This window comes from Streptomyces sp. NPDC012510 (assembly GCF_042955065.1).
Lineage (GTDB): Bacteria > Actinomycetota > Actinomycetes > Streptomycetales > Streptomycetaceae > Streptomyces.
In genome coordinates this window covers 375,564-398,900 of record NZ_JBIBEN010000001.1, presented here as the reverse complement: position 1 = coordinate 398,900, position 23,337 = coordinate 375,564, and the positions used below count along the sequence as shown (strand labels likewise).

The following is a 23,337-nucleotide window of genomic DNA, read 5'->3' as shown; positions in this document are numbered from 1 at the left end:
ATGGCACACGGGGGACCTAGGGAAACGGGGAACAAGGTGCAGACCCTGGCGTACGGTTCATGGCCCTCGCCGATCGACGCGGCACTCGCCGCCGCGCACGACGGCCATCCCGAGTTCGTGGGCTTCGTCGGCGACGAGGTCTGGTGGACCGAACCACGGCCCACCGAAGGCGGCCGACGCACACTCGTGCGGCGCACGGCCGACGGCACGGAGGAACCGGTGCTGCCGGCGCCGTGGAACGTGCGCAGCCGGGTGATGGAGTACGGCGGCCTGCCGTGGGCCGGCGTCATGCGGGACGACGGCCCCCTGGTGGTCTTCGTGAACTTCGCCGACCAGCGCCTCTACCGGTACGAGCCGGGCGGTGAGCCCCGCCCCCTCACCCCGGTGTCGTCGGTGGGCGGCGGACTGCGCTGGGTGGACCTCCGGCCGCACCCGGAGCGCGCGGAGGTGTGGTGCGTCCTGGAGGAGTTCACCGGGGACGGGCCCACCGACGTACGGCGGGTCGTCGCCGCGGTGCCGCTGGACGGTTCGGCGGCCGAGGACCGGGGCGCCGTACGGGAACTCACCGACGACAGCCGGCGCTTCGTCACCGGCCCCCGGCTCTCGCCCGACGGGCGCCGCGCCGCCTGGCTCGCCTGGGACCATCCCCACATGCCCTGGGACGGCACGTCGCTGCTCGTCGCCGAGGTGACCGAGGACGGCCGGCTGGGCACACCCCGGGCCGTCGCCGGTGGCCCGGACGAATCCGTCGCCCAGGTCGAGTGGGCCGCCGACGGAACCCTCGTCCACTGCGGCGACAGCACCGGCTACTGGAACCTGTACCGCCTCGACCTCGACAGCGGCGAGCGTACGGCGCTGTGCGCCCGGGAGGAGGAGTTCGGCGGGCCGCTGTGGAAGGTGGGCTGGAACTGGTTCGCACTGCTGGAGGGCGGTCTCGCCGCGGTGGTGCACGGGCGGGGCGCCACCGCGCTCGGCATCCTCGACATCGAGACGGGCCAGGTCGTCGACGCGGCGGGACCGTGGACCGAGTTCGCCCCGTCCCTCGCGGTGGACGGCAGCCGGGTCGTGGGCATCGGGGCCAGCCCCCGCAGCGCCTACGAGGTGGTCGAACTGGACGCCGCCACCGGCGAAGCCCGTGTGATCGGGGCCGCGCACGACGACCCGGTGGACCCCTCCTACTACCCCGAGCCGCAGATCCGCACCTTCATCGGCCCCGCCGGACGCGAGATCCACGCGCACATCTACCCGCCGCACCACCCCGGCTGCGTCGCCTTCAGCACCGAGCTGCCGCCGTACGTGGTCTGGGCGCACGGCGGCCCCACCAGCCGGGCTCCCCTGGTCCTCGACCTGGCCATCGCGTACTTCACCTCACGAGGCATCGGGGTCGCCGAGGTCAACTACGGAGGGTCCACCGGGTACGGGCGGGAGTACCGCAACCGGCTGCGCGAGCAGTGGGGCGTGGTCGACGTCGAGGACTGTGCGGCCGTCGCGCTCGCCCTCGCCGACGAGGGCACCGCCGACCGCACCCGACTGGCGATCCGGGGCGGCAGCGCCGGCGGCTGGACCTCGGCCGTCTCGCTCACCACCACCGATGTCTACGCCTGCGGAACGATCCTGTATCCCATCCTCGACCTCACGAACTGGGGCTCGGGGGACACGCATGACTTCGAGTCCCAGTATCTGGAGAGTCTGGTCGGACCGCGGGCCGAGGATCCGATGCGGTACACGGAGCGGTCGCCCACCGAGCACGCCGACCGGATCACCACGCCCTTCCTGCTGCTCCAGGGCCTGGACGACGTGATCTGCCCGCCCGCGCAGTGCGAGCGGTTCCTGGCCGGTCTGAAGGGGCGGCGGGTGCCGCACGCGTACATCGCGTTCGAGGGGGAGGGGCACGGATTCCGTCGGGCGGAGACGACGGTGCGAGTCCTGGAGGCGGAGCTGTCGCTGTACGCGCAGGTCTTCGGGTTGAATCCACCGGGTATCCCTACCCTGGAGCTCACCAAGTGACGAAACCCGCCCGGACCGCCCCGGTTCGTACCGCAACCCCGCTGACCAGGCCCGCCCGTCTCACCCCCGGCGCCCGGGTGGCCGTCGTCGCCCCCAGCGGTCCGGTAGTCGAGGAGCGGCTCAGCGCCGGACTGGACCTCCTGCGCGGCTGGGACCTCGACCCCGTCGTCGCATCCCACACGCTCGACCGGCACCCCGGCTTCGACTACCTCGCGGGAACCGACGCCGACCGTGCCGCCGACTTCCAGGCCGCCTGGTGCGACCCGTCCGTGTCCGCCGTGCTCTGTGCCCGCGGCGGCTACGGCGTCCAGCGGATGGTCGACCTGCTCGACTGGGACGCGATACGGGCGGCGGGACCCAAGATCCTCGTCGGCTTCAGCGACATCACCGCCCTGCACGAGGCCTTCGCCACCCGCGCCGGACTGGTCACTCTGCACGGCCCCATGGCCGCGGGCGTCGACTTCCTCAAGAACAGCCGGGCCCAGGAGCACCTGAGAGCGACCCTGTTCGCCCCCGAGACGGTCCGCACGATCCGGGCCACCGGGGGAAGCGCAACGCTCGTACCCGGCCGCGCCCGGGGTGTCCTGCTCGGCGGCTGCCTGTGCCTCCTCGCCGCCGAACTCGGCCACCCCCATGCCCGCCCCTCCGCGCGTGGCGCCCTCCTCTGCCTGGAGGACGTCGGTGAGGAGACCTACCGCCTCGACCGCTATCTCACCCAGCTCCTCAGGGCCGGCTGGCTCGACGGCGTCAACGGGATCGTCCTCGGCTCCTGGGCGCAGTGCGCCCCGTACGAGCAGTTGAGGGCCCTTCTCGTCGACCGCCTCGGCGATCTCGGGGTACCGATGGTCGAGGAATTCGGTTTCGGCCACGGCGACGGCGCGCTGACCATCCCGTTCGGGGTTATGGCGGAGCTGGACACGCGGGCGCGGACGCTGACGCTGGACGGGCCGGCGCTGGTCTGATCGCGGTCCGAACCCCGGGACGCGACCGGGCGCACACGGTGGCCGCGCTCGCCGGGCATCGGCCGTCGATGGGGCTCATCCTGGTCGTATGAGCGCGAAGAGGACGACGACGGACAGGGTCAGGGGGCGCGGCGGCAGGCGGTGGAGTGAGGTGCTGACGCCCGGCAGGGTCCTGGTGGGGGCGCTGGCCGCGCTCGGGCTGGTGTTCATCTTCGAGAACACCCGCTCGACCGAGATCAGGGTGCTGTTCGCCGAGGTCACGATGCCGCTGTGGCTGGCGTTGCTGGGGACGGCGTTGATCGGGGCGGTGTGCGGGGCGTTCTTCATGAGGCGGCGCTGAGGTCTGGCGTCACATTCCCGTCGTCGCCCGCATGGCGTCGCGAGGGAGGCGGGAACGTGCTGACAGACCCTGGGAAGGTGGGGCCGGTGATCGGGCGGCGGGCGTCCGTGCCCCGGCGTACCGTGTCGAGGTGTCCGAGAACATCAGCAGGAGCTACCTCGCCGAGGGCCCGCGAGTGGGCCTACGGCACTACACCAGACAAGACGGTGCCGAGTTCACCGCACGGGTGCATGAGAGTAAGGACCTGCACCGTCCGTGGCTGTTTCCGCCGACCACAGCCGCCGCGTACGCCGCGTACGCGGGGCGGCTCATCGAGGATCCGACGAAGGCCGGGTTCCTGGTGTGCGAGAAGGACGGCGGCGGGATCGCCGGGTTCATCAACATCAACAACATCGTGGAGGGCGGCTTCCAGTGCGGCGTCCTCGGCTACGGGGCGTTCGCGCACGCCGCCGGGCGGGGGCTGATGCGGGAGGGCATCGGGCTGGTCGTCGAGTACGCGTTCGGGGCGCTGGGGCTGCACCGTCTGGAGATCAATGTGCAGCCCGGGAACGCCGCCTCCATCGCCCTCGCCCGCCGGTGCGGATTCCGTCTGGAGGGGTTCTCGCCGGACTTCCTGTTCATCGACGGCGCCTGGCGGGACCATCAGCGGTGGGCCCTCACGGTCGAGATGCGACGCGGCGATGCCCAGGGGTGAGCCGCCGGGACGAGCCGCACGAACAGGGCACCGGCACGACGTGCGGGACGGCGCGCCGGGACAGCGGGACGGCGGCGCGCCGGAAGAAGCGTCCGTCATGCCCGCGGCCGACAGCCCCGTCACCGACTAGCCGGCCGTCCGGCGGTCCGCGTACTCGTAGACCGAGCCGTCGGGGTGGACGGCGATGAGGTTGCGGCCCACCGGGGTGGGGATCGGGCCGGCCAGGACGTGGGCGCCGGAGGTGGTGAGGATCCGGTTCGCCTCGTCGACGTCCTCGACCGCGATGGTGGCCGTGACCTTCCGCAGGACCTCCAGCTCGGACTCGGGGCCGCTCATCAGCAGGAAACAGCCGACGGCGGCGACCTGGACGCCGCCGCGCTCGAAGCGCATCGCCGGTCCGCCCGCGAGTCTCTCGTAGAACGGGACCGCGGCTTCCAGGTCGTCGACGCAGATGCGGAGCGTGGTTCCGAGAATCTCCATGCGGCAAAGCCTAGTTGGGCCGGACGGAGAGGGAGATCGTTTCGGCCGGTGGCGCGCCGTTACGCGGGCGGTGCCGAGGGTACTCGGCCGCCATGGACCGCTTGGATCATCTGGAACATCTGGACAAGTATCTGGTCGACGAACTCGCGCTGGTGGCACGGGAGACCGTACGGGACGAGCTGCGCCGGCAGACCCGTGAGCAGCGCCGTAAGGCGGCGTTGTACGCCGCGTCCGGTGCGGTTGCCCTGTACGCGGGTGGCGCCGTGGCGGCGGCGCTCGGGCTGGGGCTCTCGCTGGTCCTGCCCGACTGGGTCGCCGCGTTGATCACGGCCGTGGTGCTGGGTGCGGTGGCCTACGCGCTGAGGAGCGCGGCCCGGCCTTCGGCGTCCCGGCCGACGGCCGAGCATGAAGGGGAACAGGCGGCGGGCCGTGACCATGTCGTCGGTGGTACGGCGCCGGGCACGCCTCCGGGCGGGACGGGACCGGCCGGGTATCCGCCGGTGCCGCCTGTCGCGCCGGGCGGTGGCACGGGGGCCGCGGGCGGGCCGGTGCCCGGTACGCCGCCCGGGGCGCCGTCCCCGCCGGCTGCCGCTCCTGAGACGCCGCGGCACAGGGCGTGACGCGCGGCGCCGACGCTCATCGCCGGAACTCATCTCACCGGAACTCAGCACCGGAAGTGGCTCCGCTGCCTCGAGGCAGCGGGGCCCGTCCATGTGTGGTGAGTGAACGCCGTTGCTCCGGGTTGCCCCGGGCATGCACTCGGCCCAGACGATGGGGAGAGGGAGCACCATCTGGGCCGAGAACCCCGGGGCGACGCGGGCCGGTGAGGCTCTACCGGAGTCGTGGCAACACCTTCGTGCGGTAGAAGTCGAAGAAGCCGCGCTGGTCGGGGCCGATCTGGCTGACGTAGACGCGGTCGAAACCCGCTTCGGCGAAGGCGGTCAGTTCGGCGACGTGTTCGTCGACATCGTCGCCGCAGACCGTGTTCTCACTGACCATCCGCTCGGTGACCAGCGGCTCCAACTGCTCGAAGTGGGCGGGCGTCGGGAGGATCTGGGCCATCTCGCCGGGCAGCAACTGGCTGGACCAGAGGTGGCGGACAAGACGGACGGCGGCGTCGCGGTCGGGCCCCCAGCACACCTTCGTGCCGCCGCTGACGAGGTTGGCGCCCCCACCGCCCTTGCGGTACTGGGTCACCAACTCCTCGTCGGGGGCCATGGTGATGAAGCCGTCACCGACCCGGGCGGCCAGTCCGGTGGCTTTGGGGCCGAACCCGGAGATGTCGATGGGGACGGGCTCGTCGGGGACCGTGTAGAGGCGGGCGTTCTCCACCGTGTAGTGGGGGCCGTGATGGGTGACCTCCTCGCCGGTGAACAGGCGCCGCATCACCTGCACGGACTCCTCCAGCATGTCCAGCCGGACGTCCGCCGGGGGCCAGCGGGTGCCCAGCACGTGCTCGTTGAGCGCCTCGCCCGAGCCGACGCCGAGACGGAAGCGGCCACCCGTCATCACCGCGCTGGTCGCCGCCGCCTGGGCCACCACCGCCGGGTTGATCCGGACCGTCGGGCAGGTCACCGCCGTCTCGATGGGCAGCGACACAGCCTCGGACAGCGCTCCGATGACCGACCACACGAACGGGCTCTGGCCCTGGGCACCGTTCCACGGATGGAAATGGTCGGAGATCCACAGGCACTCGAATCCGGCCTGCTCGGCCATCCTCGCCTGCTCGATCAGCTCCGCGGGACCGAACTCCTCGGTTGCCAGGAAGTAGCCGTACTCGGGCATGGGGGTACCTCCGCGACGGGTGCGGGTGCGGGTGGGTGCGGGTCCGGTGCGACCCGGGTCGGATCGGCCGGGTCGGCTCGGCCGGGTCGGCTCGGGTCGGACCGCGGTCCGGGTACCCGGGGCACACGCAGGAAACACTCGGACGTTCGGGGCCCTGCCGGTTTGGGCGCCCTGGCCAGGGGGACGCGGAAAGCTCGTACGCCACAGGACCCCTGTGCCTGAGGACGCTGAGGACCCTTTATGCACGACCCCGCCGGAGGCGAATCGTGAGTCGACCCCGCATCGTGATCGTCGGTGCCGGCTTCGCCGGCTACCGGACGGCCCGCACCCTGTCGAAGCTGAGCCGGGGCAAGGCCGACATCACTCTGCTCAACCCGACCGACTACTTCCTGTATCTGCCACTGCTGCCCCAGGTCGCCGCAGGCATCCTGGAACCACGCCGTGTCACCGTCTCCCTCTCCGGCACCCTGCCGCATGTGCGCCTCGTGCTGGGAGAGGCCGACGACATCGACCTCGACGCGCGCACCGTGCGCTACTCGGACCCCGAGGGCGGCGTCGGCACGCTCACCTACGACCGGCTGGTGCTCGCCGCCGGCAGCGTCAACAAACTGCTCCCCATCCCGGGCGTCGCCGAGCACGCCCATGGTTTCCGTGGGCTGCCCGAGGCGCTGTACCTCAGGGACCACGTGACGCGGCAGGTCGAGATGGCCGCGGGTGGTGACGACCCCAAGAGCTGTGGCGCGCGCTGCACCTTCGTGGTGGTCGGCGCCGGGTACACCGGGACCGAGGTCGCCGCCCACGGCCAGATGTTCACCGACGAACTGGTCCGCAAGCAGCCGTTGCGGGAGGGCATGCGCCCGCGCTGGATGCTGCTCGACATCGCGGACCGGGTCCTGCCCGAGATGGACGAGAAGCTGTCGCGGACCGCCGACCGGGTACTGCGGCAGCGTGGTGTCGACGTGCGGATGGGAACCTCCGTGAAGGAGGCGACCTCCACCGGAGTGCTGCTGAGCGACGGGGAGTTCGTCGACACCCGCACCCTGGTGTGGTGCGTGGGCGTACGGCCCGACCCGCTCGCCGAGTCGCTGGGGCTGCCGATGGAACGCGGCCGGCTGCTCGTCGAGCCCACGCTGCACGTGCCCGGCCGGCCCGAGGTGTTCGCCTGCGGGGACGCGGCCGCCGTGCCCGACCTGACCAAGCCGGGCCAGTACACACCGATGACCGCGCAGCACGCCTGGCGGCAGGGCGCGGTCGCCGGGTACAACGTCGCCGCCTCCCTGGGCCGGGGAGAGCCGAAGCCGTACCGCCACAGCGACCTGGGCTTCGTCGTCGACCTCGGCGGCGTCAAGGCCGCCGCCAACCCCCTGGGCGTACCGCTGTCCGGCCCTCTCGCCGGAGCCGTCACCCGTGGCTACCACCTCGCCGCCATGCCCGGCAACCGCGTTCGTGTCGCCGCCGACTGGCTCCTGGACGCCGTACTGCCCCGGCAGGGCGTCCAGTTGGGCCTCGTACGGTCCTGGTCGGTGCCCCTCGACACCTCGTCCCCGGAACTGGCCAGGACCCCGGGCGCACCGGAGAAGGCTGGGGCCGGCCGAGGGCCGGGAGCCGCGCACAAACGGGAGGACCTCGGTGAGCCGGGGCCCACGGCGGTGCCCGGCGCCCCCGAGGAACCGCGGCCCGCCGAGGAACCGGACTCGGCGCCCGCCACACCGCCCCCGTCGCGGGGCCCGGCGTCCGAAGAACCGCGAAAGCCCGCCAAGGGTTCGGAAGGAGACTCATGAACAGCCGCCAACTGACCGAGCTGGCCCAGCAGTTGCGGGTCGACAGCGTTCGCGCCTCGGGGGCCGCGGGGTCGGGGCACCCGACGTCGTCGATGTCGGCCGCCGAGCTGATGGCGGTGCTGCTCGCCGGACACCTGCGCTACGACTTCGACCGCCCCCAACACCCCGGCAACGACCGCTTCGTACTGTCGAAGGGACATGCCTCGCCCCTGCTGTACTCCGCGTACAAGGCGGCCGGCGCCATCAGCGAGACCGAGCTGATGACGTTCCGCAAGCTGGGCAGCCGCCTCGAAGGGCACCCGACACCGCGGCGGCTGCCGTGGGTGGAGACGGCCACCGGGTCGCTCGGCCAGGGGCTGCCCGTGGGCGTCGGCATCGCGCTGGCCGGGAAACGGCTGGACCGCACCGGCTACCGGGTGTGGGTCCTGTGCGGGGACAGCGAACTCGCCGAGGGCTCGGTCTGGGAGGCCGCCGAGCACGCCGCCTACGAGCATCTGGACAACCTCACCGCGATCGTCGACGTCAACCGGCTCGGCCAGCGCGGACCCACCCGCCACGGGCACGACCTGGACGCCTACGCCCGCCGCTTCGCGGCCTTCGGCTGGCACACGATCGAGATCGACGGGCACGACGTGGACGCCGTCGACCGCGCCTACGGCGAGGCCGAGTCCACCAAGGGCCAGCCCACCGTGATCCTCGCCCGCACCCTCAAGGGCAAGGGCGTCGAGGCCGTCCAGGACCGTGAGGGCCTGCACGGCAAGCCGCTCAAGGACGCCGACGAGGCGATCGCGGAACTCGGCGGCGTACGCGACCTCCGCGTGGAGGTCCGTCAGCCGCCCGCCGCGCGGATGCTGCACGCCGTACGCACCGGGCACCTGGAGCTGCCGCGCTACGAGATCGGCGACGAGATCGCGACCCGGAACGCCTACGGGCAGGCGCTCGCCGCGCTCGGCGCCGCGCGCGGTGACGTCGTCGCCCTGGACGGCGAGGTCAGCGACTCCACACGCGCGGAGTTCTTCGCCAAGGAGCACCCCGACCGGTTCTTCGAGTGCTACATCGCCGAACAGCAGCTCGTGGCCGCCGCGGTGGGGCTCGCGGCGCGCGACTGGGTGCCGTACGCCTCGACGTTCGCGGCGTTCCTCACCCGCGCTCACGACTTCATCCGCATGGCCTCGGTCAGCGGGGCCGGCCTCAACCTCGTCGGCTCGCACGCGGGCGTGGCCATCGGCCAGGACGGGCCCTCGCAGATGGGCCTGGAGGACCTGGCGATGATGCGCTCGGTGCACGGCTCGACGGTGCTGTACCCGTGCGACGCCAACCAGACCGCCAAGCTCGTCGCCGCGATGGCCGGCCTCGACGGCGTCCGCTATCTGCGCACCTCCAGGGGCGAAGCGCCGGTCCTCTACAGCCCGACCGAGGAGTTCCCGGTCGGCGGCAGCAAGGTGCTGCGTGCCTCGGACACGGACCGGCTGACGGTCGTCGCGGCCGGGGTCACCGTCCACGAGGCGCTGAAGGCCGCCGAGGCACTGGACGGCGAGGGCATCCAGGTCCGGGTGATCGACCTCTACTCGGTCAAGCCCGTCGACCGCCACACCCTGCGTGAGGCCGCCGAACGCACCGGCTGCATCCTCACCGTCGAGGACCACCACGAGGAGGGCGGCCTCGGCGACGCGGTCCTCGACGCCTTCCTCGACGGCCGCCCGGTGCCCCGCCTGGTCCGCCTCGCCGTCCGTACGATGCCGGGCTCGGCCTCCCCCGAGGAGCAGCTGCGCGCGGCGGGCATCGACGCGGAGGCGATCGCGGCGGCCGGACGGCTGCTGGTGGAGCACGCGATCGCGCCCTGACCGGGTCCGCTACGAACAGCCCGCCCGCAGGCAGGAGTTGGTGATGGGGGACACGCGCACGACGGGGGACACGCACACGACGGGGGACACGCACACGATGCGGGACACGCACACGATGCGCGTCGGCCGGCGCGGTGTCGAGATCCACCGGCCGGACAAGGTGCTGTTCCCCGCCGACGGGGACGGCGGCAAGGAATACACCAAGGGTGACCTCGTCGCCTACTACCGTGCCGTCGCCCCGTTCATGCTCCCCCATCTGCGTGGGCGTCCGCTGATGCTGGAACGGCACCCCGACGGGCTCGACGGGCCCATGTTCATGCAGAAGAACACTCCCGGGCACTACCCGGACTGGATCGAACGCGTCGAGGTCCCCAAGGAGGGCGGCACGGTCGTGCACCCGGTGTGCGAGGACGCCGCCACCCTCGTCTACCTCGCCGACCAGGCCTGTCTCACCCTGCACCGCTGGCTCTCCAAGGTGGGCGCCGCCGACCGGCCCGACCGGTTGGTCTTCGACCTCGACCCGGCGGTGGACGACTTCGAGCAGGTCCGCGAAGCGGCCGGGGACGTACGGGACTTGCTCGACCGGCTCGGACTGCCGTCCGTGCCGATGACCACCGGCTCCAAGGGGGTCCACGTCGTCGTACCGGTGCACGGGCACGACGACTTCGACGCGGTGCGCGACTTCGCCAAGGAGGTCGCCGAGGAACTGGCCCGGACCCACCCCGAGCGACTCACCACCGAGGCCCGCAAGAAGGCCCGCGGAAACCGGCTCTACCTCGACGTGCAGCGCAACGCCTACGCGCAGACCGCCGTCGCCCCGTTCACCGTGCGGGCCCGCCCCGGCGCGCCCGTGGCCACGCCCCTCACCTGGGACCAGCTCGACGACCCGGCCGTCGACGCCCGCCACTGGACACTCGCGGACGCCGTCGACCAGGCCCGCACCAACCCCTGGGCCGGTGCGATGAGCCGGGGCCGGGCGCTGGGCCCGGCTCGGCGGAGGCTCGCCGCGCTGCGCGGCTGAGACCGAGAGGTTTGGCCAACGGACGTGGGGCACTCGGTGTTCCGAGGTGGCCATGTCGAACACATCCAACACATCAAAAACACAGAGTTCACGTACATCACAAAAATCGGACGAAACCGACGACGTGCGGGAACCGGCGGACAACCGGCCCAGCCCCATGCAGGTGTTGCGTCACGCCCGGACCCAGCTCGCGGAGCTGACCGGTATGGCGCCGGAGTCCGTGTCGTCCTTCGAACAGAGCGAGGACGGCTGGACGTTGGAGGTCGAGGTCCTGGAGATCGCCCGGGTCCCCGACACCATGAGCCTGCTTGCGAGCTACCGGGTGGAGCTCGACCCCGACGGGGAGCTCACCGGCTACCGCCGCGTGCGCCGTTACGAACGCGGGAGGGCCGACCCACATCGCTCCGGCGGCCGGTAGGCCGGCGTCCCGCACCCGTACCCACAGACAAGGAGGATCGGCCGGCATGACCGTAGTCCCGGCACAGCAGTCCGGCGGTGGAGGCGGCAGCAGCGGCCTCTACGACGTCCTGGAACTCATTCTCGACAGGGGGCTCGTCATTGACGCGTTCGTCAGGGTCTCCCTGGTCGGTATCGAGATTTTGAAGATCGACGTCCGTGTGGTCGTCGCCAGCGTCGACACCTATCTGCGCTTCGCCGAGGCGTGCAACCGGCTCGACCTGGAGGCCGGGCCGCGCAAGAACCCCGGACTGCCGGACCTCGTCGGTGAGATCACCGAGTCCGGCGCACGCGGCAAGTCCAAGGGGGCGCTGTCCGGCGCCGCCGAGACGATCTCCGACGCGTTCAAGCAGTCCCGCGAGGAGAGCCAGTCCGAGTCGCGGCCGCGGGCCCGTAAGACCACGAGCTCGCGCAAGAGGGAGGAACAGGAGTGAGCACGTACGTCTACGGCATCACGGCGAGCTCACACCCCGCACTTCCCGAGGGCATGGGCGGAGTGGGCGACCCCGCGCGTCCGGTGCGCGTCCTCAAGGAGGGCGAGTTGGCGGCGATCGTCAGCGAGGCTCCCGAGGGGCTGCGCCCCAAACGCAAGGACCTGCTCGCCCACCAGAACGTCCTGAGCGAGGCGGGCGCGGGCGGCCCCTTGCTGCCCATGCGGTTCGGCAGCGTCGCACCCGACGACGAGGCCGTCACCGGGGTGCTCGCCGAACGAGCGGAGCACTATCTGGAGCGGCTCGGTTCCCTCGACGGCAAGGTCGAGTACAACGTCAAGGCCAGCCACGACGAAGAGGCCGTGCTGCACCGGGTGATGGGCGAGAACCCCGACCTCCGCGCGCTCACCGAGGCCAATCGGCAGGCGGGCGGGGGCACCTACGAGGACCGGCTCAAGCTCGGCGAGATGGTGGTCGCCGCGGTCCAGGCCCGCGAGGCCGAGGACGCGGCCGAGCTGCGGCGGGCGCTGGAGTCGGCCGCGGCCGCCGTCAGCCCGGGCCCCGAGTCCACCGGCTGGCTCGCCAACGTGTCGTTCCTCGTGGACCGGGAGTCGGCCGCGGTGTTCCTCGACGCCGTGGAGGAACTCCGCAAGAGCCATCCACACATCGAGGTACGCGTGAACGGGCCGCTGCCGCCTTACAGCTTCGTCGAACCGGGCCCCTCGGAGCCCGCGGAGGCGGCCCACTGACAGACGGCCCACTGACCGCACGCCCGACACGGCGCGTGCACGGCTCGCACGCACCGCGTGCCCAGGCCGAGGAGGCGAGTACATGGGACTGATCACCGAGGTGCTCCTGCTGCCGTTCGCACCGGTGCGCGGCAGCCTCTGGACGGTGAGACAAGTGCTCACCGAGGCCGAGCGCCAGTACTACGACCCGGCGGCCGTCCGCGCCGATCTCGCCCGCCTCGAGCAGCGGCTCGATGCGGGCGAGATCGATGAGGAGGAGTTCGACCGCCTGGAGGACGAGCTCCTCGACCGGCTGGAGATCAGCACGCGGAGAAGCACAGGAAACGGCGACGGGACGGCACGATGAACCGACTGGGACTGGGCCTCGCGGTAGGGGCCGGTTACGTCCTCGGACGGACCAAGAAGATGAAACTGGCGTTCGCGATCGGCACCATGGTGGCCGGCAAGCGGATGCATCTGAGCCCGCGGGCGCTCGCGGACCTGGTGTCGGAGCAGCTTCAGAACAACCCGCAGTTCAAGGAGCTGGGGGACCAGCTCCGCGAGGATCTGCGCGGTGCCGGCAAGGCGGCCACCGGGGCGCTGGTCGAACGGCAGATCGAAGGGCTCGCCGACCGGCTGCACGGGCGTACCTCCCAGGTGCGCGACGAGCTCGCCGGGGTGGCCCCGGACCTGCCGGGACGCGACCGGAAGGACCGTGACGAAGAGCACGCCGACGAGTACGACGAGGCCGAGGCCGAGTACGACGACTCGCGTGACGAGGACGACGAGGAGTCCGGGCGGGGGACCGGGGAGGAGTCTTCGAGCAGGCGGCCGGCGAAGGAGTCCCCGCCCGGGGCGGAGGGGAAGCAGGCCGCGAAGAAGGCCCCGGCCAAGAAGACCGCCCCCGCGCGGAAGCCCGCGGCGAAGAAGACGGCCGCCAAGAAGACCGCACCGGGCAAGGCTCAGGCTCCGGCCAAGAAGACGGCTCGCAAGGCCACCCGGACGCGGACCACGAGGGGAGGCGGTGGCGATGACTGACACCCTCGGTGCGGCGACCGGCCGCGCGACTGGCGGAGCGACGGACCGGGCGAAGGACACTGCGAAGAGCAACCCGCTCAGCGATGTGGCCCACAGCGAGGCCGTCGACCACCTCAAGGCCGAGGCCCGGGATTATCTGGCGGCCCAGGCCCAGCGGCTCCTCGTGGGCGCCGGCCGCAAGCTCGGCGAGTCGACCGCCAAACTCAACGACATCGCCGAGGGCAACAGCCCCGGCTTCGCGAAGCTCGCCCTCGAAGGCGGGCGCAAGCTCGCCGAGGGCAAGGGGCCGCTGCGCACCGCCCTGGAGCTGGGCGCGGGCCGCGCCAAGGACAACGTGCTCGCCGCGCTCAAGAACCTCGGCGGAGGCGGCAAGGGCAAGGGCGGCTCCGGCAGCAAGCCCACGGTGATCATCGAGTCCATCGACGTCGGGGTGCCGGTGCGCACCGCGTACGACCAGTGGACGCAGTTCCAGAGCTTCAGTGCCTTCGCCAAGGGTGTGAAGAGCGCGAGCCGCGCAGACGACACCCACTCCGACTGGCATCTGAAGGTCTTCTGGTCCAACCGTAGCTGGAAGGCCCACACCACCGAACAGGTGCCCGAAGACCGGATCACCTGGACCTCGGAGGGCGCCAAGGGCACCACCAAAGGGGTGGTCTCCTTCCACCGACTGGCGGACAACCTCACCCGGGTCCTGCTGGTCATGGAGTACTACCCGATGGGCCTGTTCGAGAAGACCGGCAACATCTGGCGCGCCCAGGGCCGCCGTGCCCGGCTGGACCTGAAGAACTTCGCCCGCTTCATCACCCTCCGTGGCGAGGCCGAGGACGGCTGGCGCGGTGAGATCCGCGACGGCGAGGTTGTCCTCAGCCATGAGGACGCCCTCGCGGAGGAGGAGCGGGAGGAGGAGCGGCCGGATGCTTCGGAGGACGAGGAGGCACCGGAGGACGAGGCCGCGCCGGAGGACGAGGACGCCGAGGCCGAGTACGAGGACGAGGACGAGCCCGCTCCGGACGAGGAGCCGGACGAGGAGCCCCGCGACTCCGACGAGACGGGCGAGACGGACGAGACGGACGAGGCCGACGACCCCGACGCGTACGCCGACGAGGACGTCGAGGGCGATGAGGAGGCCCCGGAGGACGGCTACGAGGAGGCTCCCGAGGCCGAGGACGACGCCGAGGGCGACGCCGGGGAGGACACCGACGAGGAACCGTACGAGGATGAGGACGAGGAACGTCCCGCCGCGGGCGGGAGCCGCCGATGACCTTTCCGAGCCGAGTCCCCGAACCGTACGGCCAGAACGGGAGCGCCAACCTCGCAGACATCCTGGAGCGTGTACTCGACAAAGGGCTGGTGATCGCGGGCGACATCCGGATCAATCTGCTCGACATCGAGCTGCTCACCATCAAGCTGCGCCTCATCGTCGCCTCCGTCGACAAGGCCAAGGAGATGGGGATCGACTGGTGGGAGACCGACCCGGCGCTGTCGTCCCACGCCCGCCGCGACGAACTCTCCCGCGAGAACGCCGAGTTGCGTGCCCGGCTCGCCGAGCTGGACGACGGAGGACACCGGCGGGAGCCGGAGCCCGTCGAGCGCGGCCGTGCCAGAGAGGAGCCCTCATGACCGGACTGCGTTATGTGTACGCCGTCTGCCGCCCCTTCGACGCGGCACTCCAGTCCCAGCTCACCGGGGTCGCGGGCGCGCCGCCCCGGCAGTTGCGCCATCACGACCTGATCGCCGTGGTCAGCGAGGTGCCGGAGAGCGACTTCGCGGAGCAGCCGCTCCGCGCCCATCTGGAGGACCTGGACTGGCTCACCGAGACCGCGCGGGCCCACCAGAGCGTGATCGACGCGCTCACCGTCGTCACCACGCCCCTGCCGCTGCGGCTCGGCACCGTGTTCCGCGACGACAGCGGCGTACGGGTCATGCTGGAGGCCCGCGAGGAGAGCTTCCTGCGGACCTTGGACCGGCTGGCGGGCCGGGTGGAGTGGGGCGTCAAGGTCTACGCGGAGTCCGGGGAGCCCCAGGAGCCGTCCCGGGAGCCCGCGAAGGTCACCAGCGGCCGGGACTATCTCCGGCAGCGACGCCGGAGCCACCGGGCCCATGAGGATATGTGGCAGACCGCCGAGCGGTTCGCGCGCCGACTGCACGACACCCTGTCGGAATTCGCCGAGGACACCCGGCTGCACGCACCCCAGAATTCGGCGCTCTCCGGCGTTCCCGGCCACAATGTGCTCAACGCGGCCTATTTGGTGCCGCGCGCCCATTCCGAAGAATTCGTGGAACTCGTGGACCGTACCAAGGGCGAGGAACCGGGATTGCGTGTGGAACTCACCGGGCCCTGGGCGGCATATTCCTTCAGCGGGGAGGAAAATCAGTGACCGTCGTCGAACGACGTGAAGTCGCCCTTGTCGATCTGCTCGACCGGTTGCTCGCCGGCGGCGTCGTCATCACCGGGGACCTCACGCTGCGGATCGCGGACGTCGATCTCGTCCGTATCGATCTGAACGCGTTGATCAGCTCTGTGAACGCGCAGGTGCCGTCACCCTGGGGAGGTATCGAGTGACCGGCCGCAACCGCCTCGAACTGGAGCCCGACACGGTCGAACGGGACCTGGTCAAGCTCGTCCTGACCGTCGTCGAACTGCTCCGTCAGCTGATGGAGCGGCAGGCGCTGCGCCGGTTCGACACCGGGGAACTCTCGGAGGAGCAGGAGGAGCGCATCGGGCTCACCCTGATGCTTCTCGACGACCGGATGGCCGAACTGCGCGAGCGCTACGGCCTGCGGCCCGAGGACCTCAATCTGGACCTCGGGCCGCTCGGGCCGTTGCTACCGAGGGAGTGAATGCGGGCGTGAATTCACCGCAGGAGTGAATTCACCACTGGCGATTCACCACTGGCGTCGGTAAATTCACCACCTGTACCAGCGGCCCCTTCCTCCGGCGGCGTTCGTGCCGCGCACCAGGAATCCGAGGAGCCATAGCACCAGAACGGCCAGTGCGATATACCAGAGAACCTTCACTGCGAATCCGGCACCGAAGAGAATGAGCACCAGAAGCAGTACCAGCAGGATGGGAACCATTATGCGAACCTCCTGTCGGTACGTGTTTCCAGAATTCTCTCTTTCAGGCCGACTCGTGCACGGAATTTTTACGGCAGAGGATTTCTCCGTGCAGTACGGCGAACCAGCCGTCCTCCTGGCGGCCCCATTCCCGCCAGGCCGCCGCGATGGCGTCGAGCTGCTCGGTCGTCGCGTGACCGCCCCGGATCGCCCGTTCGGCGTATGCGGAGGCGACCGTGCGGTCCGCCCACAGCCCGCTCCACCAGGACCGCTCCTCCGCCGTGGCGTAGGTCCAGGTGGCCGAGGTGGCCGTGATGTCGGTGAGCCCGGCGCGCAGGGCCCATGACTTCAGTCGGCGCCCCGCGTCGGGCTCACCGCCGTTGGCCCGGGCCACCCGGCGGTAGAGGTCCAGCCAGTGGTCCATGCCCGCGGACCCGGGGAACCAGGTCATCGCCGCGTAGTCGGAGTCACGGACCGCGATGAGGCCGCCCGGCCTGGTCACCCGCCGCATCTCGCGCAGCGCCCGCACCGGGTCGCCGACGTGCTGGAGCACCTGGTGGGCGTGGACCACGCAGAAGGTGTCGTCCGCGTAGTCCAGCGCATGGACGTCCGCGACCGCGAAATCCACGTTCTCCAGGCCCCGTTCGGCGGCCGTGGCCCGCGCCCGGTCCAGGATGCCGGGGGCGTGGTCGACGCCGGTGACGTGTCCGTCCGGGACCAGCGCGGCCAGGTCGGCGGTGATGGTGCCCGGACCGCACCCGATGTCCAGGACCTTCATGTGGGGCTTCAGTGAACCGAGGAGGTACGCAGCCGAGTTGGCGGCCGTGCGCCAGGTGTGCGAGCGCAGCACCGACTCGTGGTGTCCGTGCGTGTAGACGGCGGTCTCCCGTGCCTTCGACATGGTCGTTCCCCTTCGACGAGGTCCGCGGGGTCCGCGGGTCCGTGCTCGAACCGTACGCGAGCATGTCGAATATTGAGACCGCCGTCTTGAATTCTGGACTCGCTCGGTAGGGTCAGGTGAGCGGCACGGGCCGGTAGACCGTCAGCGCCTCCGGGAGCTTCCGGAGCGTCAGGTCACCCTGCGCCTCGGTCACTTCGCCGTCGTACGCGAGGAGGGTGCCCGGCGCGATGCCGTCCACCCGGAGTCGGCGTACCCGGACCGCCGCGTGCGCCGGGGTGCGGGTCAGCGGGCCGGCGACGGCCGCCGCCAGCAGGCGCAGGGCGGGGCGCCGGCCGCCGTGCACGACACGTACGTCCAGCAGCCCGTCGGCCAGATCGAACCGGCGGGCCGGGGCGAGGCCCAACCGGTGGTACGTGCCGTTGCCCGCGAAGAGCAGCCAGATCGGGCGCGGGCGGCCCTCGAAGGTGGCCTGGAGCGGATGCCGGTCCGAGCGCAGGACCCGCAGCGCCGCGATCACCCCGGCCGGCCAGCCGCCGACCAGCCGCTCCCAGCGCTCGCGGTCCCGCACCAGCTCCGGGTAGACGCCCAGACTGAAGGTGTTGACGAAGTGCCCCTCCGTGTCACCGGTCCTGAAGTGCCCCAGGTCCACCCGTACTGCCTCGCCCTGGCGGACGGCGCGAGCCAGGTCGCGCACGTCCTCCACGCCGAGGTCGTGCGCGAAGTGATTGAGGGTGCCGCCCGGGAGCACGGCGAGGGGGAGGCCGTGGCGCAGGGCCACCTCGGCGGCACAGTTCACCGTGCCGTCGCCGCCGCACACGCCGAGCACCCGGGCGCGGGCGGCCGCCTTCTCCAACTCGGCCTTCACGTCCTCCGGTTCGCACTCCACGGGCTCGGCGCCCGGCAGCATGTCCCGCAGCGCGCGCACCCGGTCCGCTGTGCCCGAGGCGCGGTTGGCGACCACGACCAGGCCGTCCCCGTCCGGGAGCGCGGGCGCGTCCACGTACGGCCGGCCGGGCGGCGGGAGCTGGTGGCGGGTCGGCACGATGCCCCGTACGGCGTAGGCGGCGCCCACGCCCAGGGCGGCGCCCACGAGGACGTCGCTCGGGAAGTGCACACCCGTGTACACACGGGACAGCGCCACGGCGGTCGCCAGCGGAGCGACCGCCGCGCCCCAGCCCCGGGACTCCAGGGCGACGCCGGTCGCGAAGGCGGCGGCGGAGGCGGAGTGGCCCGAGGGGAACGACGTGGTGATCGGCTGGCGCTTGAGCTGGCGCATCAGCGGGACGTTGTCCAGGACCGGGCGGGGGCGGCGGATCGAGCGCTTGCCGAGGGTGTTGATGGTCGCCGAGGCGAGGGCGAGCGAGGCGACGCCCCGGGCGGCCGCCCTGCGGGCCCGGGGGCTCCGGGTCGCCGCGATCGCCGCCGCCGTGGCGAACCACAGCACCCCGTGGTTCGCGGCACGGCTGAGCTTGGGCAGGAAGGGGTGGGCACCGGGCCAGTCACGGGTCGCCACCGCGTCGAACAGGCGGCTGTCCGCCGCGAGGAAACGGTCACGGAGGATGTGGTGGCCCGGGGGGCGGACGGTGAGGTCGACGTCTGGGGTCATGGTCCACGAGTACCCCATGGGGCGGGGATCGTGTCGGGCGGGGGTGGGGGGTGGGGGATGGGGACGGGGGTGGGGGCGGCAGGGCGCGGCCGCGGGTGACAGGGTGCCCTCCGCTGTCGCTGGACGGGGTGGGTCTCGCCCACCGGCGCTCGGGTCGGGAAAAGGATTTGCTCGGGGGTTCCCTGCCTCGGACAATGCGCCCCATGGGACACCTCGAAGCCGCTCATCTGGAGTACTACCTGCCGGACGGGAGGGCGTTGCTCGGCGATGTGTCGTTCCGGGTGGGGGAGGGGGCCGTCGTCGCCTTGGTCGGACCCAACGGGGCCGGGAAGACGACGTTGCTGCGGCTGATCTCCGGGGAGCTGAAGCCGCACGGGGGGTCGGTGACCGTCACCGGGGGCCTCGGTGTCATGCGGCAGTTCGTCGGGTCCGTGCGGGACGAGACGACGGTGCGGGACCTGCTGGTGTCCGTCGCGCAGCCACGGATCAGGGAGGCCGCGCAGGCGGTCGACACCGCCGAGCACGGGATCATGACCGTCGACGACGAGGCGGCCCAGTTGCGGTATGCCCAGGCCCTCTCCGACTGGGCCGAGGTGCGGGGCTACGAGGCGGAGACGCTGTGGGACATCTGCACCACGGCCGCGCTCGGCATGCCGTACGAGAAGGCGCAGTGGCGGCAGGTGCGGACGCTCTCCGGCGGTGAGCAGAAGCGGCTCGTCCTGGAGGCGCTGCTGCGCGGCACCGACCAGGTGCTCCTACTCGACGAGCCGGACAACTACCTCGACGTCCCCGGCAAGCGCTGGCTGGAGGAGCGGCTCAGGGAAACCCGCAAGACCGTGCTGTTCGTCTCGCACGACCGCGAACTGCTCTCCCGCGCCGCCGAGAAGCTCGTGAGCGTGGAGCCGGGCCCGGCGGGTGCCGACGCCTGGGTGCACGGCGGCGGGTTCGACACGTACCACGAGGCCCGCCGGCAGCGCTTCGAGCGCTTCGAGGAACTGCGCAGGCGCTGGGACGAGAAGCACGCCCAACTGAAGAAGCTGGTGCTGACCCTCCGTCAAGCGGCCGCCGTCAGCCATGAGATGGCCTCCCGGTACGCCGCCGCCCAGACGCGGCTGCGCAAGTTCGAGGAGGCCGGACCGCCGCCGGAGCCGCCGCGCGAACAGGACATCACCATGCGACTCAAGGGCGGCCGTACGGGCGTGCGGGCCGTCACCTGCGAGGGACTCGAGCTGACCGGCCTGATGAAGCCCTTCGACCTGGAGGTCTTCTACGGCGAACGCGTCGCCGTCCTCGGCTCCAACGGCTCGGGCAAGTCCCACTTCCTGCGTCTGCTCGCCGGCGACGAGGTGGCCCACACGGGGGAGTGGAAGCTCGGCGCCCGGGTCGTCCCCGGGCACTTCGCGCAGACGCACGCCCATCCGGAGCTCGAGGGGCGGCCGCTGCTCGACATCCTGTGGCAGGAACACGCCCAGGACCGGGGCGCCGCCATGTCCCGGCTCCGCCGCTACGAGCTGACCAAACAGGCCGAGCAGCCCTTCGACCGCCTCTCCGGAGGCCAGCAGGCCCGCTTCCAGATCCTGCTCCTGGAACTGCAGGGCGTCACCGCCCTCCTCCTCGACGAGCCCACCGACAACCTCGACCTGGAATCCGCCGAGGCCCTCCAGGAAGGCCTGGAGGCCTTCGACGGGACCGTCCTCGCGGTCACCCACGACCGCTGGTTCGCTCGCTCGTTCGACCGTTATCTCGTCTTCGGCTCCGACGGCCGCGTACGGGAGACACCGGAGCCGGTGTGGGACGAGCGGCGCGTGGAGCGCGCCCGCTAGGGCGTGTTTCAGAAGTCCCTTCTGCTCTGCGACGCCCGGCACGCACTCTCGCCGCACCGGACGAAAGGCCGAGTACGCCCAGTACGAGGCCTTTCGTCCGCCACGCCGAGAGCACGCACCGGACGCCGCAGAGCCGCCCTTCGGGCGACGAAGGGACTTCTGAAACACGCCCTAGGAGGCGGTGCGAAAGTCCTGTGCGGGACATTCGAAACGCCCCCTGAGGTCTGTCGTCGAATTCCCGCTGACTCGCGGCGACAGACCCCAGCCACACCGGCTCCGGCCGGAAGGGTCAACTGCGGCGGATCACTTCCAGCGCAGCAGCGCGCCCAGTCCGCCGACCGGTACCTCGCCCTCCGTGGCCCCGGCCGCCGCCGTCACGCAGAGCGCGGGGGCGCCGGTCGTCACGGCGGACCGCAGCAGCGCGTCGTCCGCCCGGGCCGACCGGGCACGGTCCTCGGCGAGCCCGAGCGCCCGCAGCTCCGTACGGCGTACGGCCAGCTGGTCGGGGTCCTCGCCGACCCACAGCGCACGGTGGGTGTCCGGCCCCTCGGGGCGGACGAGCAGTTCGTCGATACGGTGCTCGCGCGCCGCCTCCACCAGGTCGGCCACGTCCTCAACGGCCCCCCGGTGCCCCCCGGCGTCCGGGGCGCGCGCGGCCAGGAACCGCTCGACCTCGTCCGCGGCCCTGCGACGCACATGTTCGGCGCGCGCCCGCTCCACGTCCTCGTCGAGCAGCCTGCTGCCCGTCCCGTGGGGGGCCTCGACCACCTGGTTGAGCAGCGGCTGCGGAAGCCGGTCCCGCACAGCGTGCCGCTCACGGTCCTCACCGACGAGAATCAGCAGGTCGGCGCGGGTCTCCTCCTGGCACCCCGCGAGCGCCTCGGCGACCTCCGCCGCGTTGTGCTCCCAGGTGTTCTCGACCTTGAGCTGGAAGTGCCGCTCCGACCAGTCGGAGGTGCTCGTACGGTGCAGCGGCCACTGCCGCCCGGCCACCGCCCCCGCGTCCTCGCCGCCCAGGGCGCCGCGCAGCTCGAACCGCGCGCCGCGCCGGTCGACGTACGCCACCAGGCACACCGGGTCCTCCCCGGCCAGCTCCAGCAGCGGTGCCGTACGGGGCAGCGGGGCCCAGAAGGCCTGGTTCGCCGGGGGCGGCGTGGTGAGGGGCGGGTCCAGGACCACCTGGCCGTCGCGTGCGAAGAGTGCCCGGCCGTGCGGTTCGGTGTCGTGGCGCAGCTCCTCCACGGCCCGGTGCACGGCCCCGCAGGTCGCCTCGTCCGCTCCCTGGTCGGCCAGCTCACGGGAGACGGCCGCAGCCGTCAGTGACCGTTCGTGGGCCATGGACTCCGAGGGTGCGGACGAACCGACGTACACAGAGGCCCAGGGCCCGGGATGTTCGTACAGTGGATGGAGAAACGCGAGATCCATGGCTCCCTCCCGGATGCCGCTCGGGGTAACGCTTGCCGGGCGGGTACCCGGACCTCATGGAGGAACACGAAGATCGGGGTACCACCATGACCGGAGTGCAGCCGGACCAACTGGACGATCAGCAGTTGATGAAAGAGCTGGAGTCGATTCACCGCACACGCCACGACACGTTGCTGCACGGATCGAGCGAAGCGCTGCGCACCCACAACGAACGGATGGCGCAACTGGAGGGCGAGTACCTGCGCCGCCACCCGCGCCGGCCGGTCGTCTCGGGCCGCACGCGTGACGGCGCGCGGGAACGAGGGTCGGCATGACGTCGAGTAGGCGGGTAAGCGTACTGCTCACCCGGCACACCGAGGCACAGGACCTCTTCGGCGCACGCGTCCACGCGGTGCGCGACGACCAGTGGGGGGCGGGCACGCCCTGCGCCGAGTGGACGGTTCGTGACCTCGTCAACCACCTGGTGTCCGAGCAGCTGTGGGTGCCGTCGCTGGTGCGGGACGGCTGCATGATCGAGGAGGTCGGCGACACCTTCGAGGGGGACCTGCTGGGGCCGGACCCCGCGGCGTCCTGGGACACGGCGGCGCGTTCCGCGCGCGAGGCGTTCGCGGCGCCCGGGGCGCTCGTACGTACGGTTCACCTGTCGTACGGGGACACCCCGGCGACCGCGTACTGCTCGCAGATGGTGGCCGATCTCGTGGTGCACGCGTGGGATCTGTCGCGGGCGATCGGCTTCGAGGAGCGGTTGCCCGAGGGGCTGGTGGAGTTCGCCGTGGAGGAGATCACTCCGTACGCGGGTGATCTGGAGAAGAGCGGGTTGTTCGGGGCGCCGGTGGAGGCGCCGCCGGGTGCTGACGCGCAGACCGGGTTGTTGTGTCTGCTGGGGCGACAACCGTAGGTGTGCGCACGTCCCCATGCGCAGGACCCCATGCGCAGGACCCGCGCCTGCGACAGTACG

Annotated in this window: 27 protein-coding genes; 21 read left to right on the top strand and 6 right to left on the bottom strand. The window is 71.7% G+C overall.

Going from position 1 to position 23,337, the window contains the following annotated elements; all coding sequences use genetic code 11:
* The 4 genes from ACFY9I_RS01775 to ACFY9I_RS01760 all read left to right on the top strand — a co-directional run bounded on the left by ACFY9I_RS01775 (position 1) and on the right by ACFY9I_RS01760 (position 4,003).
* The gene (locus tag ACFY9I_RS01775) at positions 1 to 2,007 is read left to right on the top strand and encodes an LpqB family beta-propeller domain-containing protein (RefSeq protein WP_390995134.1); all 2,007 of its coding nucleotides are present in this window, start codon (positions 1 to 3) and stop codon (positions 2,005 to 2,007) included.
* Entirely contained in the window at positions 2,004 to 2,969 is a 966-nt protein-coding gene (locus tag ACFY9I_RS01770) for an LD-carboxypeptidase (RefSeq protein ID WP_390995131.1), read from the top strand. Before ACFY9I_RS01775 ends, ACFY9I_RS01770 begins: the two co-directional genes overlap by 4 nt.
* Positions 2,970 to 3,057: 88 nt before the next feature.
* The gene (locus ACFY9I_RS01765; protein WP_390995128.1) at positions 3,058 to 3,309 is read left to right on the top strand and encodes a lipopolysaccharide assembly protein LapA domain-containing protein; all 252 of its coding nucleotides are present in this window, start codon (positions 3,058 to 3,060) and stop codon (positions 3,307 to 3,309) included.
* Positions 3,310 to 3,439: 130 nt separating this feature from the next.
* Entirely contained in the window at positions 3,440 to 4,003 is a 564-nt protein-coding gene (locus ACFY9I_RS01760; protein WP_390995126.1) for a GNAT family N-acetyltransferase, read from the top strand.
* A 126-nt stretch (positions 4,004 to 4,129) separates the two neighbouring features.
* Here the strand turns inward: ACFY9I_RS01760 and ACFY9I_RS01755 are convergent, their stop codons facing one another.
* Positions 4,130 to 4,483: a VOC family protein gene (locus ACFY9I_RS01755; RefSeq protein WP_390995124.1), complete on the bottom strand. Its 354-nt coding sequence runs from the start codon at positions 4,481 to 4,483 to the stop codon at positions 4,130 to 4,132.
* A 92-nt stretch (positions 4,484 to 4,575) separates the two neighbouring features.
* On the opposite strand from ACFY9I_RS01755, the gene ACFY9I_RS01750 reads away from it, so the two are divergent.
* Positions 4,576 to 5,103 carry a phage holin family protein gene (locus ACFY9I_RS01750; protein ID WP_390995121.1) on the top strand — a complete coding sequence of 176 codons (528 nt, stop codon included), beginning with the start codon at positions 4,576 to 4,578 and terminating at the stop codon, positions 5,101 to 5,103.
* 211 nt (positions 5,104 to 5,314) lie between these two features.
* Here ACFY9I_RS01750 and ACFY9I_RS01745 read toward each other — a convergent pair whose 3' ends face one another.
* Positions 5,315 to 6,268, bottom strand: coding sequence for a TIGR03557 family F420-dependent LLM class oxidoreductase (locus tag ACFY9I_RS01745; protein ID WP_390995119.1), 954 nt, complete (start codon positions 6,266 to 6,268; stop codon positions 5,315 to 5,317).
* A 266-nt stretch (positions 6,269 to 6,534) separates the two neighbouring features.
* Here ACFY9I_RS01745 and ACFY9I_RS01740 point away from each other — a divergent pair, with 266 nt between their 5' ends.
* The 13 genes from ACFY9I_RS01740 (at position 6,535) to ACFY9I_RS01680 (ending at position 16,408) form a co-directional block, all read left to right on the top strand.
* Positions 6,535 to 8,049: an FAD-dependent oxidoreductase gene (locus tag ACFY9I_RS01740; RefSeq protein WP_390995116.1), complete on the top strand. Its 1,515-nt coding sequence runs from the start codon at positions 6,535 to 6,537 to the stop codon at positions 8,047 to 8,049.
* The gene (locus tag ACFY9I_RS01735; protein WP_390995113.1) at positions 8,046 to 9,893 is read left to right on the top strand and encodes a transketolase; all 1,848 of its coding nucleotides are present in this window, start codon (positions 8,046 to 8,048) and stop codon (positions 9,891 to 9,893) included. Before ACFY9I_RS01740 ends, ACFY9I_RS01735 begins: the two co-directional genes overlap by 4 nt.
* 97 nt (positions 9,894 to 9,990) lie before the next feature.
* Entirely contained in the window at positions 9,991 to 10,914 is a 924-nt protein-coding gene (ligD, locus tag ACFY9I_RS01730) for a non-homologous end-joining DNA ligase (RefSeq protein ID WP_390995714.1), read from the top strand.
* Between the two features lie 52 nt (positions 10,915 to 10,966).
* Complete coding sequence (locus ACFY9I_RS01725) at positions 10,967 to 11,332, top strand: gas vesicle protein GvpO (RefSeq protein ID WP_390995110.1); 366 nt, start codon at positions 10,967 to 10,969, stop codon at positions 11,330 to 11,332.
* A 46-nt stretch (positions 11,333 to 11,378) separates the two neighbouring features.
* Positions 11,379 to 11,804 carry a gas vesicle protein GvpJ gene (locus ACFY9I_RS01720; protein WP_390995108.1) on the top strand — a complete coding sequence of 142 codons (426 nt, stop codon included), beginning with the start codon at positions 11,379 to 11,381 and terminating at the stop codon, positions 11,802 to 11,804.
* Positions 11,801 to 12,550 (top strand): GvpL/GvpF family gas vesicle protein, encoded by a 750-nt coding sequence (locus ACFY9I_RS01715; protein ID WP_390995107.1) that lies wholly within the window; start codon positions 11,801 to 11,803, stop codon positions 12,548 to 12,550. Before ACFY9I_RS01720 ends, ACFY9I_RS01715 begins: the two co-directional genes overlap by 4 nt.
* An 82-nt stretch (positions 12,551 to 12,632) precedes the next feature.
* Positions 12,633 to 12,896 carry a gas vesicle protein GvpG gene (locus tag ACFY9I_RS01710; protein WP_390995104.1) on the top strand — a complete coding sequence of 88 codons (264 nt, stop codon included), beginning with the start codon at positions 12,633 to 12,635 and terminating at the stop codon, positions 12,894 to 12,896.
* A complete protein-coding gene (locus ACFY9I_RS01705) occupies positions 12,893 to 13,567 on the top strand; it encodes a DNA primase (RefSeq protein ID WP_390995102.1) in 675 nt (224 codons plus the stop codon). The genes ACFY9I_RS01710 and ACFY9I_RS01705 overlap by 4 nt, the downstream gene beginning before the upstream one ends.
* Positions 13,560 to 14,828, top strand: a complete 1,269-nt coding sequence (locus ACFY9I_RS01700; protein WP_390995099.1) for an SRPBCC family protein — start codon at positions 13,560 to 13,562, stop codon at positions 14,826 to 14,828. Before ACFY9I_RS01705 ends, ACFY9I_RS01700 begins: the two co-directional genes overlap by 8 nt.
* A complete protein-coding gene (locus ACFY9I_RS01695) occupies positions 14,825 to 15,187 on the top strand; it encodes a gas vesicle protein GvpJ (protein WP_390995096.1) in 363 nt (120 codons plus the stop codon). The genes ACFY9I_RS01700 and ACFY9I_RS01695 overlap by 4 nt, the downstream gene beginning before the upstream one ends.
* A complete protein-coding gene (locus ACFY9I_RS01690) occupies positions 15,184 to 15,945 on the top strand; it encodes a GvpL/GvpF family gas vesicle protein (protein ID WP_390995093.1) in 762 nt (253 codons plus the stop codon). The genes ACFY9I_RS01695 and ACFY9I_RS01690 overlap by 4 nt, the downstream gene beginning before the upstream one ends.
* Positions 15,942 to 16,130, top strand: a complete 189-nt coding sequence (locus ACFY9I_RS01685) for a gas vesicle protein (RefSeq protein WP_257537891.1) — start codon at positions 15,942 to 15,944, stop codon at positions 16,128 to 16,130. Before ACFY9I_RS01690 ends, ACFY9I_RS01685 begins: the two co-directional genes overlap by 4 nt.
* Positions 16,127 to 16,408, top strand: coding sequence for a gas vesicle protein GvpK (locus ACFY9I_RS01680; RefSeq protein ID WP_390995090.1), 282 nt, complete (start codon positions 16,127 to 16,129; stop codon positions 16,406 to 16,408). Before ACFY9I_RS01685 ends, ACFY9I_RS01680 begins: the two co-directional genes overlap by 4 nt.
* Positions 16,409 to 16,474: 66 nt before the next feature.
* On the opposite strand, the gene ACFY9I_RS01675 is transcribed toward ACFY9I_RS01680, so the two are convergent.
* The 3 genes from ACFY9I_RS01675 to ACFY9I_RS01665 all read right to left on the bottom strand — a co-directional run bounded on the left by ACFY9I_RS01675 (position 16,475) and on the right by ACFY9I_RS01665 (position 19,131).
* A complete protein-coding gene (locus ACFY9I_RS01675) occupies positions 16,475 to 16,645 on the bottom strand; it encodes a hydrophobic protein (RefSeq protein WP_390995088.1) in 171 nt (56 codons plus the stop codon).
* Positions 16,646 to 16,688: 43 nt separating this feature from the next.
* Positions 16,689 to 17,525 (bottom strand): methyltransferase domain-containing protein, encoded by an 837-nt coding sequence (locus ACFY9I_RS01670; RefSeq protein ID WP_390995085.1) that lies wholly within the window; start codon positions 17,523 to 17,525, stop codon positions 16,689 to 16,691.
* Positions 17,526 to 17,637: 112 nt separating this feature from the next.
* A complete protein-coding gene (locus ACFY9I_RS01665) occupies positions 17,638 to 19,131 on the bottom strand; it encodes a phosphatase PAP2 family protein (protein WP_390995082.1) in 1,494 nt (497 codons plus the stop codon).
* Positions 19,132 to 19,334: 203 nt separating this feature from the next.
* Between ACFY9I_RS01665 and ACFY9I_RS01660 the strand changes: the two genes are divergently transcribed.
* Positions 19,335 to 20,954: an ATP-binding cassette domain-containing protein gene (locus tag ACFY9I_RS01660; protein WP_390995079.1), complete on the top strand. Its 1,620-nt coding sequence runs from the start codon at positions 19,335 to 19,337 to the stop codon at positions 20,952 to 20,954.
* Between the two features lie 303 nt (positions 20,955 to 21,257).
* On the opposite strand, the gene ACFY9I_RS01655 is transcribed toward ACFY9I_RS01660, so the two are convergent.
* Positions 21,258 to 22,379 carry a Vms1/Ankzf1 family peptidyl-tRNA hydrolase gene (locus ACFY9I_RS01655; protein ID WP_390995076.1) on the bottom strand — a complete coding sequence of 374 codons (1,122 nt, stop codon included), beginning with the start codon at positions 22,377 to 22,379 and terminating at the stop codon, positions 21,258 to 21,260.
* A gap of 56 nt (positions 22,380 to 22,435) precedes the next feature.
* Between ACFY9I_RS01655 and ACFY9I_RS01650 the strand changes: the two genes are divergently transcribed.
* Both ACFY9I_RS01650 and ACFY9I_RS01645 read left to right on the top strand, forming a co-directional pair.
* Complete coding sequence (locus ACFY9I_RS01650; RefSeq protein ID WP_390995073.1) at positions 22,436 to 22,693, top strand: DUF6158 family protein; 258 nt, start codon at positions 22,436 to 22,438, stop codon at positions 22,691 to 22,693.
* The gene (locus ACFY9I_RS01645) at positions 22,690 to 23,277 is read left to right on the top strand and encodes a TIGR03086 family metal-binding protein (RefSeq protein ID WP_390995070.1); all 588 of its coding nucleotides are present in this window, start codon (positions 22,690 to 22,692) and stop codon (positions 23,275 to 23,277) included. Before ACFY9I_RS01650 ends, ACFY9I_RS01645 begins: the two co-directional genes overlap by 4 nt.
* The last annotated feature ends 60 nt before the right edge of the window (positions 23,278 to 23,337 follow it).